The organism is Brevundimonas sp. 357 (assembly GCF_003938605.1).
Lineage (GTDB): Bacteria > Pseudomonadota > Alphaproteobacteria > Caulobacterales > Caulobacteraceae > Brevundimonas.
The window spans coordinates 167786-182968 of record NZ_RHWX01000003.1 but is presented as its reverse complement, the minus strand read 5'-3'; the positions used below and the strand labels follow the sequence as shown (position 1 = coordinate 182968).

17 protein-coding genes are annotated in these 15183 nt (G+C 67.9%); 10 read left to right on the top strand and 7 right to left on the bottom strand.

The window, feature by feature from the left end:
- The 3 genes from flgE (at position 1) to mnmA (ending at position 3251) form a co-directional block, all read left to right on the top strand.
- Positions 1-1434 (top strand): flagellar hook protein FlgE, encoded by a 1434-nt coding sequence (gene flgE, locus EGK63_RS04260; RefSeq protein WP_040345797.1) that lies wholly within the window; start codon positions 1-3, stop codon positions 1432-1434.
- 186 nt (positions 1435-1620) lie between these two features.
- The gene (locus tag EGK63_RS04255; protein WP_087139603.1) at positions 1621-1905 is read left to right on the top strand and encodes a DUF1153 domain-containing protein; all 285 of its coding nucleotides are present in this window, start codon (positions 1621-1623) and stop codon (positions 1903-1905) included.
- 179 nt (positions 1906-2084) lie between these two features.
- A complete protein-coding gene (gene mnmA, locus EGK63_RS04250) occupies positions 2085-3251 on the top strand; it encodes a tRNA 2-thiouridine(34) synthase MnmA (RefSeq protein ID WP_125900125.1) in 1167 nt (388 codons plus the stop codon).
- A gap of 91 nt (positions 3252-3342) precedes the next feature.
- Here mnmA and EGK63_RS04245 read toward each other — a convergent pair whose 3' ends face one another.
- The 4 genes from EGK63_RS04245 to EGK63_RS04230 form a co-directional block, all read right to left on the bottom strand.
- On the bottom strand, positions 3343-3723 hold the full coding sequence (locus EGK63_RS04245) for a VOC family protein (RefSeq protein ID WP_125900069.1): 381 nt from the start codon (positions 3721-3723) through the stop codon (positions 3343-3345).
- A 69-nt stretch (positions 3724-3792) separates the two neighbouring features.
- Complete coding sequence (locus tag EGK63_RS04240; protein WP_125900068.1) at positions 3793-4488, bottom strand: YafY family protein; 696 nt, start codon at positions 4486-4488, stop codon at positions 3793-3795.
- A gap of 58 nt (positions 4489-4546) precedes the next feature.
- Entirely contained in the window at positions 4547-6370 is a 1824-nt protein-coding gene (locus EGK63_RS04235; RefSeq protein ID WP_125900067.1) for a diguanylate cyclase, read from the bottom strand.
- Between the two features lie 52 nt (positions 6371-6422).
- The gene (locus tag EGK63_RS04230; protein WP_125900066.1) at positions 6423-6917 is read right to left on the bottom strand and encodes a helix-turn-helix domain-containing protein; all 495 of its coding nucleotides are present in this window, start codon (positions 6915-6917) and stop codon (positions 6423-6425) included.
- A 164-nt stretch (positions 6918-7081) separates the two neighbouring features.
- On the opposite strand from EGK63_RS04230, the gene EGK63_RS04225 reads away from it, so the two are divergent.
- The 4 genes from EGK63_RS04225 (at position 7082) to EGK63_RS04210 (ending at position 10310) form a co-directional block, all read left to right on the top strand.
- Positions 7082-7918 carry an acyl-CoA thioesterase II gene (locus EGK63_RS04225; RefSeq protein ID WP_243637562.1) on the top strand — a complete coding sequence of 279 codons (837 nt, stop codon included), beginning with the start codon at positions 7082-7084 and terminating at the stop codon, positions 7916-7918.
- 71 nt (positions 7919-7989) lie between these two features.
- The gene (locus EGK63_RS04220; protein WP_125900064.1) at positions 7990-9180 is read left to right on the top strand and encodes an acetyl-CoA C-acyltransferase; all 1191 of its coding nucleotides are present in this window, start codon (positions 7990-7992) and stop codon (positions 9178-9180) included.
- Between the two features lie 50 nt (positions 9181-9230).
- Positions 9231-9743 carry a serine protease inhibitor ecotin gene (gene eco, locus EGK63_RS04215; RefSeq protein ID WP_125900063.1) on the top strand — a complete coding sequence of 171 codons (513 nt, stop codon included), beginning with the start codon at positions 9231-9233 and terminating at the stop codon, positions 9741-9743.
- A gap of 231 nt (positions 9744-9974) precedes the next feature.
- Positions 9975-10310: a VOC family protein gene (locus EGK63_RS04210; protein WP_125900062.1), complete on the top strand. Its 336-nt coding sequence runs from the start codon at positions 9975-9977 to the stop codon at positions 10308-10310.
- Positions 10311-10314: 4 nt separating this feature from the next.
- On the opposite strand, the gene EGK63_RS04205 is transcribed toward EGK63_RS04210, so the two are convergent.
- From EGK63_RS04205 to thiE, 3 genes are all read right to left on the bottom strand, one after another.
- Positions 10315-11067, bottom strand: coding sequence for a hypothetical protein (locus EGK63_RS04205; RefSeq protein ID WP_125900061.1), 753 nt, complete (start codon positions 11065-11067; stop codon positions 10315-10317).
- A gap of 47 nt (positions 11068-11114) precedes the next feature.
- Positions 11115-12791, bottom strand: coding sequence for a HAMP domain-containing sensor histidine kinase (locus EGK63_RS04200; protein WP_243637561.1), 1677 nt, complete (start codon positions 12789-12791; stop codon positions 11115-11117).
- 85 nt (positions 12792-12876) lie between these two features.
- A complete protein-coding gene (gene thiE, locus EGK63_RS04195; RefSeq protein WP_125900059.1) occupies positions 12877-13536 on the bottom strand; it encodes a thiamine phosphate synthase in 660 nt (219 codons plus the stop codon).
- A 117-nt stretch (positions 13537-13653) separates the two neighbouring features.
- Between thiE and EGK63_RS04190 the strand changes: the two genes are divergently transcribed.
- The 3 genes from EGK63_RS04190 (at position 13654) to EGK63_RS04180 (ending at position 15131) form a co-directional block, all read left to right on the top strand.
- Positions 13654-13839, top strand: coding sequence for a bacterioferritin-associated ferredoxin (locus tag EGK63_RS04190; RefSeq protein WP_003165676.1), 186 nt, complete (start codon positions 13654-13656; stop codon positions 13837-13839).
- Between the two features lie 181 nt (positions 13840-14020).
- Positions 14021-14521: a bacterioferritin gene (bfr, locus tag EGK63_RS04185; protein ID WP_125900058.1), complete on the top strand. Its 501-nt coding sequence runs from the start codon at positions 14021-14023 to the stop codon at positions 14519-14521.
- A 73-nt stretch (positions 14522-14594) separates the two neighbouring features.
- Positions 14595-15131 carry a TspO protein gene (locus EGK63_RS04180; RefSeq protein WP_223850832.1) on the top strand — a complete coding sequence of 179 codons (537 nt, stop codon included), beginning with the start codon at positions 14595-14597 and terminating at the stop codon, positions 15129-15131.
- Positions 15132-15183 lie beyond the last annotated feature (52 nt).

Sequence of the window (15183 nt, the reverse complement as noted above, 5' to 3'; positions counted from 1 at the left end):
ATGAGCATCAACGGCGCCATGATGGCCGGCGTGTCCGGTCTGACCGCCAACGCCGCGGCCCTTTCGACGATCTCGCAGAACATCGCCAACGTGAACACGGTCGGCTACAAGCGCGCGTCGACCGAGTTCGCGACCGTGGTCAACGCCCAGACGGCGGGCGTGAACTACTCCGCCGGCGGCGTTCAGGCCGCCGCCCGCCACTTCATCAGCCAGGCGGGCCAGCTTCAGCGCACGACGTCCGGCACCGACCTGGCCATCGCCGGCCAGGGCTTCTTCGTCGTCACCGAAAAGTCCGAGAACCTGACCCTGTCGGACGCGCGCCTGTTCACGCGCGCCGGGGCGTTCAAGATCGACGACCTGGGCTATCTGCAGAACACCTCGGGTCTGTATCTGCAGGGCTGGCCGGTCGACGCCGACGGCGTGGTCAACAGCGATCCGTCCGACATGAGCCGCCTGCGCACCATCAACGTCGGCTCCGTCGGCGGCGCGGCCGAGCCGACCACCCGCGTCGGCCTGAACGCCAACCTGAAGTCCAGCCAGCCGGTTAATGAGGCCGCCCAGACCCCGCCCCCGACCGGCGTCACGGCCTATGACCCGGCCACCCACTCCATGTCGATGTACGCCAACGACCCGGCGACGGGCGTGAAGCCGGACTTCGAGATCACCATTCCGGTGTCGGACTCCAAGGGCGGCCAACGCAACATCACCGTCTCCTTCCTGAAGAGCAGCGTCGCCAACGAATGGCACGCCGAAATCCGCGCCCCCGAAGGCACGGTGACCAACACGGACGGCTTGCTGAAGTCCGGCCGCATCGCCTTCACCCAGGACGGGCGTCTGGACGTGGCCAAGATGCAGGGCTGGACCGCGGGCACCGGCCTGTTCGACGACCCCACCAACGCCAGCCTGTCGCTGGGTTCGTCCGACGGGGCGACGCCGGGCGCCGACGGCGCCTGGGATCCGTCGCTGGGCATCGCGGCCCAGACCATCGCCTTCGACCTGAACGCCTCGGCGGGCGGCCTGACGCAGTACGACAGCACCTCCATCGTCCAGGCCACCTATACGAACGGCACGGCCTTCGGAAACCTGACCGAGGTGAAGATCGACGAGACCGGCTTCGTCACCGCCATCTTCGACAACGGCGTGATGCGCAAGATCGCCCAGGTCGCCCTGGCCACCTTCCCCAGCGCCGACAGCCTGACCGAAGTGTCGGGCAACGCCTTCCGCGTCAGCCAGAACTCCGGCACCTTCAACCTGAAGGCTCCCGGCACCGGCGGCGCGGGCCTGCTGGGCGCGCAGCAGCTGGAAGCCTCGACCGTCGACCTGTCGACCGAGTTCACCGGCCTGATCACCACCCAGCGCGCCTATTCGGCCTCGTCCAAGATCATCACCACCGCCGACGAGATGCTGGCGGAGCTGATCAACATCAAGCGCTGATCGGCCAACGGGAATCCATGAGCAAGGTCTCGTTAGACTCGATGAATCCTTCCTTTAGTCGGCGCAGAACGCGCCGGACCGGCCGGATGCGTCTTAGCCATTCCTTCACCACGACGCTTAAACGCCCCTTAGCGGGCGGGGGCCTAGCCTGCGCGTCTATGGTGGTGGTGAGAGAGGCTTAAGCCCATGCTGCAAGAGCGACGCCTTAACAGTAACGGCGAACAGTACGTGGTCGGCCCGACGGGCACGCCCCTGACCCTGCGGGATCTTCCCCCGTCGGACACGAACCGCTGGGTCATCCGCCGCAAGGCCGAGGTCGTGGCGGCCGTCCGCGGCGGTCTGATCAGCCTAGAGGACGCCCTGGCCAAATACCGTCTGACGGCCGAGGAGTTCCTGGCCTGGCAGAAGGCCATCGACAAATGGGGCATGCAGGGGCTGCGCACGACGCGCATCCAGAGCTACCGCGACTAGGCCTTCGCCTGGACGCATGATCATGGGCCGCTCCCTGATGGGGGGCGGTCTTTTTCATTGGCGCGCGCCTTCGTTTCGGGCCAGGCCTCGAAATCGCGCGCCTTAAGGCCTAAATGGCGGCGATGACCATGGACGCCCTGACCGACGACATCCTCTGCCCCGTTCCCGACATCGCCCCCATGTCGCAAGCCGACATGGAGGCTGCGATCGAGAGCGTGCGACAGGCCGTCGGCCTGCCGCAAGGCGCGCGCGTGGTCGCCGCCATGTCGGGCGGGGTGGATTCCACCGTCGTCGCCGCCTTGCTGCACAAGGCGGGCTATGACGTCGTGGGCGTGACCCTTCAGCTTTACGACCACGGCGAGGCGCTGAAGAAGAAGGGCGCCTGCTGCGCGGGTCAGGACATTCACGACGCCCGCCTGGCCGCCGATCTGATCGGCATCCCGCACTATGTCCTGGACTACGAAAGCCGCTTCAAGGACGCGGTGATCGACCAGTTCGCCGATTCCTACCTGAAGGGCCAGACGCCGGTCCCCTGCATTCGCTGTAATCAGACGGTGAAGTTCCGCGACCTGCTGGACGTCGCCCGCGACCTGGGAGCCGAGGCGATGGCGACCGGCCACTACGTCCGCCGCGCCACCCACGGCAACCGCTCGCAGATGAGGAAGGCGGTCGACCACTCGCGCGACCAGTCCTACTTCCTGTTCGCCACGACGCAGGATCAGTTGGACTATCTGCGCTTCCCCCTGGCCGATCTGGAAAAACCGCAGGTGCGCGGCGTCGCCGCCTCCCTGGGTCTGAGGATCGCCGCCAAGCCGGACAGCCAGGACATCTGCTTCGTGCCGACCGGCGACTATCGCACCCTGATCGACCGGCTGCGTCCGCAGGGGCGTGAGGCCGGCGACATCGTCCACATGGACGGCCGGGTTCTGGGCCGCCATTCAGGCATCACCGACTACACCATCGGCCAGCGCCGGGGGCTGAACGTCGCCGTGGGCGAGCCTCTGTTCGTAGTCAAGCTGGACCCTGACAACCGCCGCGTCATCGTCGGCCCGCGCGAGGCCCTGCTGACCGCGCGTCTGACGCTGGAGGAAATCAATTGGCTGGGCGACCAGGCCACGATCGAAGAGGCCGCCCGTGACGGCGCCCCGGTCCTGGCCCGCGTCCGCTCAACGCGCCAGCCCTCGCCCGCCCGCCTCGCCTTTATTGACGGCGCCGTGCAGGTCGTCTTCGATCAGGGCGAAGAAGGCGTCGCCCCCGGCCAAGCCTGCGTCCTCTACGATCCGGCCGACGACGAGCGCGTGATGGGCGGCGGCTTCATCCAGTCGACAGAGGCCGTGGCGGTCTAACCCCTATCGTCACCCTCGGGCTTGTCCCGAGGGCCCAGCGCGGCGACACGCTTTTCGCTGAATTCGCCAGCCGCACGGACAGCCGCTCAGGTCACGCACACGTCCGCCATGGGCCCTCGGGACAAGCCCGAGGGTGACGGTTCTGATGGGCCGCATAGACCCTCAGGCAGTTGCCGTCCGGGTCGCGCGCTACGAAACCGTGGCCGCAGTCCATGTCGCTGGGCGGCAGGACGATGCGCGCGCCCCGATCCCACCAGTCGATGTGCAGTTGGTCCACCACGGCGGGCGCCTCCATGCGCAGGTCCGCCTGCGCCCCGCCTCGCCCGCGCCACAAGCTGAGCGTCCGCCCCGGCGCCAGCAGGAAGACCGCATGGTCCGGCCCCGCCTCCACCGGCCGGCGGCCCAGCAATCCCGCATAGAAGCGTGCGCTCGCGCCCGGATCGGCCACGTTCAGCAGAATGTCGTCGCTCATGGCATGGCCCCTCCGCCTGTCTGAACAGAAGGAGAACCTAACCGCCGATACCGCCAATTTCTGTCAGCATCATCGCGGCGGCCCCTGACGGTCGCAGGCCTCGCGCCATCGCTTCAGCAACACCGCCTTGCGCGTGGGATAGCGGGCGTCCAGCACCTCGATCTCGACGATGCGGTCGGTGCGGAAGCTGCGGAAGTCGTCGCGCAGCTCGCACCATCCGATCAGCAGCCGCACCCGGTCGAAAAAGGCCAGGGCGAAGGGCCAGACCACCCGGTCCGACGCCGTCCCCGCCTCGTCGCGATAGTTCAGCCTCAGCTTGCGCTCGATGCGGATCGCCTTGCGCAAATGGGCCGGATCGACCGCATCGGCGGGGATCGGCGCGCCCGGCCCGATGAACAGGGCCGAGGCCTCCATCTCGTCGCGCAGATCCGGCGGCAGCACCGCCGCGATCCGCGCCTGGGCGCTCAAGGCCGCATCCCGCAGTCGCGCATCCGCCCGCTCGGCCACCCAGCGCGAGCCCAGGGCCAGGGCCTCGATCTCCTCCGGCGTGAACATCAGCGGCGGCAGCAGATAGCCGGGCTTCAGCACATAGCCCACGCCCGGCTCGCCCTCGATCGTCGCCCCCTGCGCCTGCAGGCTGGCGATGTCGCGATAAAGGGTGCGCAGGGAAACGCCCGTCTCGGCCGCCAGCGCACGTCCGCTGACCGGCCGACGATGCCGTCGCAGGGTGTTCAGCAGATCAAGCAGGCGTTCGGAGCGGGACACGCTCGAATCCTAACAGACTTGCTGCCAGAAAGCGGCAGCATGGATTTCAGCCAGGCTCTCAGGCGGCGACGTGAAGGACCACCCGGTTACGGCCTTCCCGCTTGGCGCGGTACAGCGCCGCGTCCGCCGCCTGCACCAGGGCGTCGCCGTCGCGGTCCATGCTCTTGGACCATGCGGCGACGCCGAAGGACATGGTGCTGCTGCCCAGCGGTTGTTCGCCCAGTCGAAGGGCGATGCCGGCAATGGCCTGGCGAACCGTATCGACTCGTTGCGACAGGGCCTCGGCCGTGGTGCCCGGCGCGATGATGATGAACTCTTCGCCGCCGTAGCGGCAGACGATGTCGCCGTCGCGGAACCGATGCCCCAGCTCGGCGGCGACGGCCTGCAGCACCACGTCGCCCGCGTCATGGCCGAACTCGTCGTTGAAGCGCTTGAAATGGTCCACGTCGCACATGACCACGCACAGGGGCGCGCCCGAACGCGCGGCGCGCGCCACCTCCAGCGCCAGCGCCTCCTCCATGTAGCGACGGTTGAACAGGCCGGTCAGCGGATCACGGATCGTCTGCTCCTTCAGGTCGCGCTGCAGCTTCTGATTGACCATGGCCGAGGCGATGTTCTCGGCGAGGACGTTGAGGCGGAACTGCGTCTCGGCCTCGACCAGCCCGTCCAGATGCAGGACGCCGATCACCTCGCCTGACGCCAGCAGCGGCTCGCAGTGATAAGGCGCCGCCATATGATCCACATGGCCGCAGACGACGTCCGCGCCCGGCTCGGACACGAAATGGCTCTGGCCCCGACGCAGGGCCCAGCACTGGTCCGGCGCAAAGCCGTCCTGCTCGCTCTCGTGCCCGCCCCAGCCCGACAGCGGGACCAGAAGATTGCGCGAGTTGTTGTAGGCGTAGAGCGCGCCCGGCAAGCCCGGCAGCACGCGCGGCACGAAGGCGTGGATGACCTGAGCCAGTTCGTCATCCGTCCGGGCCGCCTGCATCCGATGCGCCATGCCGCCCAGCAGTTCGATCACCTCGCCGCGCTCGCGCAGGGTCTGGGCGCTGGACAGCAGTTCCTCATGCACGCGCTTCAGTTCGCGCTCGCTGCGGCTCTGGTCGGTCGCCGCCGTCGCCAGACGGTCCGCCATGTCGTTATAGCCGCGCGCCAGGCGGTCGAACTCACGCGAGCCCATGCGGCCGTCAATCCTCTGGTTCAGGTCGCCCGCGCCCAGACCCGTCATGGCGCGTGTGATGACACGCACCGGCTGACGGATGCCGCGAATGACCATGAAGGACACCGACAGGGAGAAGAAGGCGATCAACGGCCCGCCGATCAGGGCCAGGCCTCGCACCCGCGCCAGCCGCTGTTCGGCGGCCTCGACGCGGCGCGTCTGCACCACCCGCTCCTCATCCAGCAGCGCTCGCGCCGCCAGCACGAAGGCGCTCATGGAATCGAATCCGCGTCCCTCGACGATGAAGGCTTCGGCCTGGGCGAAGTCCCCGCTCCGCGCCAGGATCAAAGGCTGACGCAACAGTTCGATACGGCCTGAAAGCTGCGCGCCCAGAGCCTGCACCCGCTCCTGTTGTGACGGGTTGTCCCGCGTCAGCTCCACCAATTCGCCGAACGCCCGCAAGGAGTCCGAAACCCGCGTGTCAAAGGACTGGGCGTAGGCCGGATTCCGCGTCAGCACATAGGCGCGCTGGCCCGACTCCGCGTCGCGCAGACCGGCCACGGTCTCTTCCATCGCCTGGATGACCTTGGCGGAGTGCGTCACCCAGCGGAAGCTCTCGCGGGTCTGCCGCGAAGCGTCGGCCAGGGCGGCTACAAGAACCAGTAAAGCGATCACCACCAGGGCGCTGACGGCGGCGATCCTGGACGTCAGGGACTGAAACATGCCCCACCGTTAACCTTCGACGGTTGACGGAGGTTGAATCGATCAGAGGGTTTTACGCCGCTTCGTCCTTGGCCGGCATGACCTCGCCGACGGTCGGGCGGTTCTCGGTGAAGACCACCTCCACCTCGCGCGGGCGAACCATCTCATTGCAGCAGCCGCAGGCGATGCGGGGCTTCAGATCGCGCCCGCAGGTCTTGTGACGCAGGACGATGCCCGACGGTTCGTCGCCATAGACATGCTTCTCGCCCCAGGCGTGCAGGGTGACGAGGACGCCGTACAGATCCTTGCCCTTGGCCGTCAGCACATATTCGTTGCGCGGCGGGCGCTGGGAATAGGGGCGCGGCTCCAGCACCCCATGATGCACCAAGGATTTCAGGCGTGCGGCCAGGACATTGCGCGCCACGCCCAGCCGCTCCTGCCATTGCTCGAAGCGGCTGACGCCGTTGAAGGCGTCGCGGATGACCAGCATGGTCCACGGATCGCCGATCACCTCGAGGGTGGCGGCGACCGAGCAGCTCTGGCGCGAATAGTCGGCGGTGCGTCCCATCAGCAGAAAGTGACCTCGCGTCAGGCTTTTGACAAGGGTTGCCAATCGCGACGGAGTAGGTCAGTTTCTATTTGCAACGGACGTGGCCGCTCCCCGGCCGTTTCCATCCCTCGACTCGGAGGCGGCGCCGTCGCAGGTTCCGCCTCCGCTTTTCGATGAGAGCCATGACCGAACCCGACCTGATCCACGCCGCCTTCCGCCTGACGCCCGAAGATGACGGCGTCCTGGCCGCCCATCTTTCCGGCGAGTTCTCGAACGGCCCGATCAGCGCCCCGCCCGAGGCGGGCTTCCCCTTCGGCGGCCTGCTGGCGGCCCTGTGCGCCGGGGCCATGCGCCAGGGGCTGGGGATCGAGGCGCCGTTGCGCAGTCTGACGGTCCAGTATCTGGCCGCCGCCCGTTACGGCCAGTCCCTGCACTTCCGGCCCCGGATGCTGCGCGGCGGCCGCAACGTCGCCTATGCCGTGGTCGAGGGCGGCCAAGGCTCGAAGCTGACCCACCACGCCAGCGCCACCTACGGCGCGGACGGCGCGACGCCTTCGCCGCTCACGCCGCTGCTGGCGCCGCCGCCGTCGCTGGACAGCCTGAAGGACGCGCCGGGCATCAGCGGCCCGATGGCGCCGCGCTTCTCGCAGCACGTCGACTATCGCTTCGAGAACGGCCCCAACATTCTGGGCGGCAACGAGGGCAAGCCGGTCGTCGAGCGGGTGTGGATGCGGGTGAAGGACGGCGCGCCGCTGGACGAACTGCGGATGTGCTACCTGCTGGACGCCCTCTATCCGCCCGCCTGGACGGCCTTCAAGGCGCCGCCGATGATGACGACGGTGGACCTGCGCTGCGACTTCCTGGCCGATCCGACGCCGGACAGCGCGCCCGACGGCTGGGTCTTCTTCGAATACCGCCTGCTGGACCACGGCCTGGGCTGGTCGGTGGACGAGGCGATCGCCTGGGGCGCGGACGGCCGCCCCCTCGCCCTGGCCCGCCAGCGCCGCAAGCTGCTGTGAAGCGCCGCTTGCCAGCGGGCCTTCGCCTCCCCTAATCCCCACGAAACGATTCACTTACGGAAACGCCTGTCATGACCGCCGCTGCTGATCCCGTCGTCATCTGCTCCTTCGCCCGCACCCCGATGGGCGGCTTCCAGGGCGCGCTGTCGCCGGTCAAGGCCACCGACCTGGGCGCCGCCGCCGTCAAGGCCGCCGTCGAGCGCGCCGGCGTCGCGCCGGAGAAGATCGAGCAGATCTTCATGGGCTGCGTTCTGCCTGCCGGTCTGGGTCAGGCCCCGGCCCGTCAGGCCGCCATCGGCGCAGGCCTCGGCAAACACGTCGAGGCGACGACGGTGAACAAGATGTGCGGCTCGGGCCTGCAGTCGGCCATGATGGCGCACGACGCCCTGCTGGCCGGCACGGCCGAGGTCATCGTCGCGGGCGGCATGGAGTCGATGACCGGCGCCCCCTATCTGATGAGCAAGCACCGCGGCGGCGCCCGCATCGGCCACGATGTCATCGTCGACTCCATGATGATGGACGGCCTTGAGGACGCCTATTCCCCCGGCAAGGCCATGGGCGTCTTCGCCGAGGATGCGGCGGCCCAGTATCAGTTCACCCGCGAGGCGATGGACGAATACGCCATCGAAAGCCTGACCCGCGCCCAGAACGCCATCGCCTCGGGCGCCTTCAAGGCCGAGATCGTCCCGGTCGAGGTCGCCACTCGCAAGGGCCCGGTGACGGTCAGTGAGGACGAACAGCCCGGCAAGGCCGATCCGGCCAAGATCCCGACGCTGAAGCCCGCCTTCGTCAAGGACGGCGCCGTCACCGCCGCCAACTCCAGCTCCATCTCCGACGGCGCGGCCGCCATGGTCATGACGCGCGAAAGCACGGCCAAGGCCCTGGGCCTGCCCATCGTCGCCCGCGTGGTCAGCCACGCCGCCCACGCCCATGAGCCGGCCCTGTTCACCACCGCCCCGGTCCCGGCCATGCAGAAGGCCCTGAAGAAGGCCGGCTGGTCCGTCGAGGACGTGGACCTGTGGGAGGTCAACGAGGCCTTCGCCGTCGTCGCCATGATCGCTCAGCAGGAGCTGGGCATCGACCGCGCCAAGCTGAACGTCAACGGCGGCGCCACGGCGCTGGGCCACCCGATCGGCGCCTCGGGCGCGCGCATCCTGTCCACCCTGCTGGCGGCGCTTCAGGCGCGCGGGGGCAAGAGGGGCGTGGCCTCGCTGTGCATCGGCGGCGGCGAGGCGGTGGCCATGGCGGTGGAACTGGTCTGAGCCTGCGGCGTTTTCGGCGGCCAAGCTTACCGACTGTGGAGACCTCCCCCTTGAAACTCCCTACCCTCTTCGCCGCCGGCGTCGCCGCCTTGAACCTGACCGCCTGCGCCACCGCTCAGGCTGAAGGCGTCATGACCCAGAACAACTCCGCGACCGCCCAGGCCGGGTCCGTCGACCTCAAGGCCTTCCCGGCCGCGACCGCAGGCCAGACGCGCCATGTCATCAACCTGCCGGCCCAGTCGGACGAGGACGCGCTGAAGGTCGAACTGATCCTCGGCAAGACCAAGACCGTCGACTGCAATCGCCAGTTCTTCGGCGGCAGCCTGGAGACCCGCACGGCTCAAGGCTGGGGCTACGACTACTATGTCCTGCCCGCGCTGGGCGCCGGGGCCGGCACCCTGATGGGTTGCCCGCCCGGTTCGGAGCGCGAAGCCTTCGTGACCACCCAGGAGCAGCCGCTGATCCGCTACAACTCGCGCCTGCCGGTGGTGGTCTACACGCCGTCGGACGTCGAGGTGCGCTATCGCGTGTGGCGCGCGGGCGAGACCCAGACGGCGCGCTGATCCGCGCCGTTCTTTGAAATCAGACGCGGGCGTCGGTCGGATTCGGTCGGCGCCCGTTCTGTATCAGACCCGCGTCGTCCGTCCGCATCCCGCTGCATCAGCGAGGCCAGTGAGGCGCATCCGGCGCTCAGGACGATCATGGGCCGACTCCTGCATCTGCGAACCATTTGCAGGTTTGCGCAGAGTCGGTCTTCGTGCAAGCGTCCGCCGCCATTTCTCTGGAGACTCGTCATGCGCGAAGACGGCAAGCTGGATTATCTCGAACTGCCCGCGACCGACCTGACGGCGCACAAAGCCTTCTACGCCCAGGCGTTCGGCTGGACCTTCCAGGACTACGGCCCGGCCTATGCGGCGTTCAGTGAAGGGCTGGACGGCGGCTTCACGCCCGACGCCATGACGCCCAAGCCCCTGCCCATCCTCTACGCCCACGATCTGGAGGCCATGCAGGCCAAGGTCGAGGCGGCAGGCGGCGCGATCACCCACGCCATCTTCGCCTTCCCCGGCGGGCGGCGCTTCCACTTCCGCGACCCTTCCGGCAACGAACTGGCCGTCTGGTCCGAGAAGTAAGACCCTACTTCGGGTCGACGGTCTGGGCGATGCGCTCGGCCTCGTCACGGTCGGCGCCGTCCTGGGCCATCACCCAGACGTGGATTTCGGCGGGCTTCGCCGAACGCTGGAACAGGTGCTCCATGGCGATGCGGCGCGCGCCCTCCGGTACGACGACCGAAATGCGCCCCCCCGCCGTCACCTGCTCCCCATCATAAATGGGAAACTGCGACGACGGCCCGGTGTAGATCATCAGATAGGTCTTGCCCGCCTTGCGCGCCGAATAGACGTGGGCGCCGGGGGCCGTGCGGCCCTCGATCAACAGGAAGCCTGGCGGCAGGTCGACGCTGAACGGCAAGGCCGCCTGCTGCGCCCCGCTCAAGCCTTGCGGATTCGGCGCGGACGGCGGAGCGGGTAGAACCGCCTGAGGCCGAGGGGTTCCGAGCGGCGCCTGACCGGCGATCTTCGGCGGTTGCGGGCGCGGGGCGGGGGTTGGCTGAGAACGCGGCTGCGGCGCAGCCTGAGCCGCAGCCGGAGGCGTCGCACGACGTGCTGTCTGGGGCACAGCCTGGGGCGCTGCTTGAGCAGGCGTCCGAGCGGTCTGCGGCGTGGTTGGCGGCGGCGTCTGCGGCGCGGGCATCGCCCCGTTCAGCCTGCGCGTCAGTTCCTCGATGCGGGCGCGTTCGGCAGGATCCTGCTGGGCGGCGGCGGAGGTCGCGAACAGCGCGGCAGGCGCGACGATCAACGACAGGGCGGCGACGGCGAATGCGGCTTTCATGCCCGCGACATTGGCTGCGCCCGCCCCGCCTGGTCAAGCGAAGGCGTTCAGACTCCGGGCAATTCGACCCAGAAGTTCGCCCCCTGGCCGACCGCTGAGATCACCCCGATGTCTCCGCCCTGAAGCTCGACCAAACGCTTGGCCAGGGTCAAGCCGACGCCATGCCCTTCGACGGTCGAGCGTTCCAGACCCAGACGGTTGAACGGCTCGAACAGTTGCGCCTGCTTTTCTTCGGACAGGCCCGCTCCCCTATCGATGACTTCAATGCGTATGCGATCCTCGATCCAGGCGGCGCGAAGGACGACCAGCCCGCCCGAAGCGCCGTACTTCATCGCGTTGTTGGCCAAATTGCCGATCACCTGGGTCAGTCGTTGGGAATCCGCCATCGCCACCAGGGCGTCGCCGTCGGCGACCACCTCGATCTTCAGACCCGCCGCTTCCGGCAACAGGATCATGGACCGACGCACGTCCTCCAACACCCCGCGCACGTCGGTCGGTCTCAGATCGACCTTCACCGCGCCGGCTTCGGCCCGGGCCACGTCCAGCAGATCATGCGTCAGCGCCTCGACCTGCCGCGCCGTCTTGACCAGCATCTGCGCCATCTCGACCTGGCTGTCGGTCGTCTGGCCCAAATGCCCCCCGGCCCAAAGTTCACCGATGCCGATGACCCCGCCGATCGGACTCTTGATCTCATGGGCCACATTGGCCAGCAGGCGCGACTTGGCGGCCGAGGCGCGCTCAGCGCGCAACCGGCCTTCCTTGGCCCTCAGCATCAACCGGTCTCGTTCTTCCAGCAAGGCGGCGACCATCAGGATCGGCATGTAACCCAGCAGTACGAGCAGTTGCGCCAGAAGAGCACGATCCTCGGCGCCGAACTGATGATAGGGGCCGTGCCCGGCCATGGTGCCGCCGATGGCGACCACCGACACGACCAGTAGCGCCCAGGCGGCGCCGATCACGCGAAACCGCACCGCCGCAATCACGATCAGCGGCAGCAGAAGAAAGCCGTAAGGCAGGCTCAGATGTGAGAAGATCGCATAACAGGCGCTGGCGAGCAGGACGCCCAGGCCGACGCCTTCGGCCAGTCGCGCCGGCTGCTTCAGAACTCTCAGATGGGCCTTGCGCAGGCTGAGACCGAACACCCCGATCACCGCGAAGCCCAGGGCGTGACCGCTCCACCAGATACGGAAGGCGTCCAGGAAGTCCTCCCCAAACATGCTGGACAGCGCCCCGGCGCTGATCAGAGCCGACGGCAGGGGCGCGATCGCGCATATGGTCAGGAAACGCGCCAACCCCTGCACGCTATCCACATGCAGCCCCGTAACCAGACGGCGCGTCAGCACCACCGCCAGAACGATCTCCAGCAGGTTGGTCAGGGTGAACAGAACCGAAAGCGACGGTCCGTTACCCGCCAGAATCTCCCCGGCGAAAACGCCCGCCACGACCAGAACGCCGAAACCGAGGTCATATTGCAGACCGCGGCCGCCGCGCAGCCAGGCGGCCATAGCCACGCCGCCTGCGCCCCACAGGGCGGCGACCAGACCATTGGCGCGGGCGAAACTGACAGCAAGAACCACCAGCACGGCCACGCCCAGCGCCGTCAGGATCGGCGCCAGGGGCTGGCGAAAGAAATCCGCGTTCGGGGGAGCCAGGGTTTCAGCCGGCGCGGCTCCCTTGCCCGTCGCATCCAATGCGACTTCTCCTCTTTGGAGCGCGCGGCTCATGCTCATCAATCCGGCCCAAAACTAGAGTCTTAGGCCCTGATCTTCGCGCGCGTTCCTAAACATCCCCTGAAGCGTGACCCTAGGATCAATACGAGGTTCGCAGCGCCTCGTCGAAAGCGCGCATCGCCGCCGCCGGGCCGTCGGGATGCGCCCAGACCCCGGCGCTGACGGCCACGAAGTCCGCGCCCGCCGCCGCCAGGCCGGCTGCGTTTTCGGCCGTAACGCCGCCGATGGCCACGCAGGGAACCTCCATCGTCTCCTGCCAGATGGTCAGGATGTCGGGCTCGGCGTGATGAACGACGTCCTTGGTTTCGGTCGGGAAGAAGGCGCCGAAGGCGACGTAGTCGGCCCCGCCCTCGGCCGCCTCCATCGCCAGGTGGCGGCTGTCGTGGCAGGTGACGCCGATCATGGCGTCCGGCCCCATGATGCGTCGCGCCTCGGCCAGGGAGGCGTCCTCCTGGCCCACATGCACCCCGTCGCAGCCCGTGGCGCGCGCCAGATCCGGCCGATCATTCAGGATCAGAGCCACGTCGTGCGCCTGGCAGATCGGCTTCAGCCGGGCGACCGCGGCGCGGATCGCCTCGTCCGAGGCCTCCTTCAGACGGATCTGCAAGGCGGCGCAGTCCCCGGCCGACAGGGCGGTCTCCAGCTCTGCGACGAAGGCCTCCAGGTCCGGGATGGCGACCGGCGTGATCAGGTACAGCCGGCAGGCCGGGCGGGCGGGAATTTGCGGTTGACGAGCCATGACCGAGCCCTGCCCGTCGTCGTCGCCGTCGTCAATGTCGCATGTGCATGCGAATGATTTGCACCCGCCTTAATAAATGCTATAGCGAGCCATTCTCAGTGTTCCGGGTGCCCCGCCTTGTACGTCTGCAACTGTAACGGTCTTCGCCAGCGTGACGTCGCCCTCGCCATCGAGGCGGGCGCCAACCGTCCGAAGGACATCTTCGCCAGCCACCAGTGCGCGCCCCAGTGCGCCAAATGCGTGTGCGAAATGCGTCAGATGATCCAGGAAACCCAGGCCGCCTTCGCCATCGCGGCCGAGTAGAGCCTAGCGCAAGAGCCGCCGCTTTTTGAAAGCGGATTTCACTCGCATTATCAATGCAGTGATAAAAACTCGCAAATAATCCACGGCGTTTCAGCCGTGCTATGAAATCCTTACGGGCGGCCGAGAGGCCCTGTCGTCGCGCCGACGTCGCTTTCGCCGCCGCTGAACAAGGACGACGACCATGAAGGGCGATCCCGCGATCATCCGCACCCTCAATGCGGTGCTGACCAACGAACTGACGGCGGTGAACCAGTACTTCCTGCACGCCCGCATGTTCGAGAGCTGGGGTCTGACCCATCTCGGCAACGTCATCTACGAAGAATCGATCGGCGAGATGAAGCACGCCGACATGCTGATCAAGCGCATCCTCTTCCTGGACGGCCTGCCCAACCTGCAGGATCTGCACAAGCTGAAGGTCGGCGAAGACCCCATCGAATGCCTGGGCGCCGACCTGCAGCTGGAAATCGACAGCCGCGCCGCCACCCGCGACGCCCTGACCCAGTGCGAGGAAGCCCGCGACTACGTCAGCCGCGACCTGCTGCTGAAAATCCTGGCCGACACCGAGGAGCACATCGACTTCCTCGAGAACCAACACAGCCTGATCAAGCTGATGGGCGCGCAGAACTATCTGCAGTCGGCCATGAAGGAAATCACCACCGACGGCGCCGCCACCGGGAACTGATCCGAAGACCGGGCGCGGCGTCGGAGGGCGGGAACGTCCGCCGCGCCCGGTTGTTCTTGGCTGCATGAGCAGCATGGACGACGCCCTCGACGCCGCCCGCGACCACGCAGCGGATTTTCTCAACGCCGAAGGCCGCGACTGGCGGCACGTCGCCCTGGGCGCCGCGCTGACCGTCGGCTTCGCCCTGGCGGCGACGGCTGTGGCGACCCGCGCCGTTCCCCCGCAGACACGCGGCCTGACCGGCGCCCGAAAACGCGAGGGTCCGATCACCGAGCGGCCGCGCGGACCGTTCAGTCTGATCCTGCCCGCCGTCTTCTCGGCCACCACCCTGTCGGCCCTGCGCGTGTGGAACGCCCCCGCCCGTCCCGGCCGCAACACTGCAATGGGTCTGTGGGCTGTCGCCCAGGCGGTCAACGCCGTCTGGCTGGCGGCGCGGCCTACTGGACGCTGGACCCAGATTCTGGCCGCCATGTCCTCAGCCGGTCTGGCCGCCGCCTTCGCCCATGAGGCGCGCAAGCTGGATCCCGGCGCAGGCAAGCTGGCAGCCCCAACGGGCATGGGGGTGCGCCTGGCTAATCAGGCGGAACGCGGCCTGGACGACGCCGCCTGAATCCGCGGGTCGCCGAGCAGCGCCATTGCCCTTTTTCGCTTGATCCTCTAGG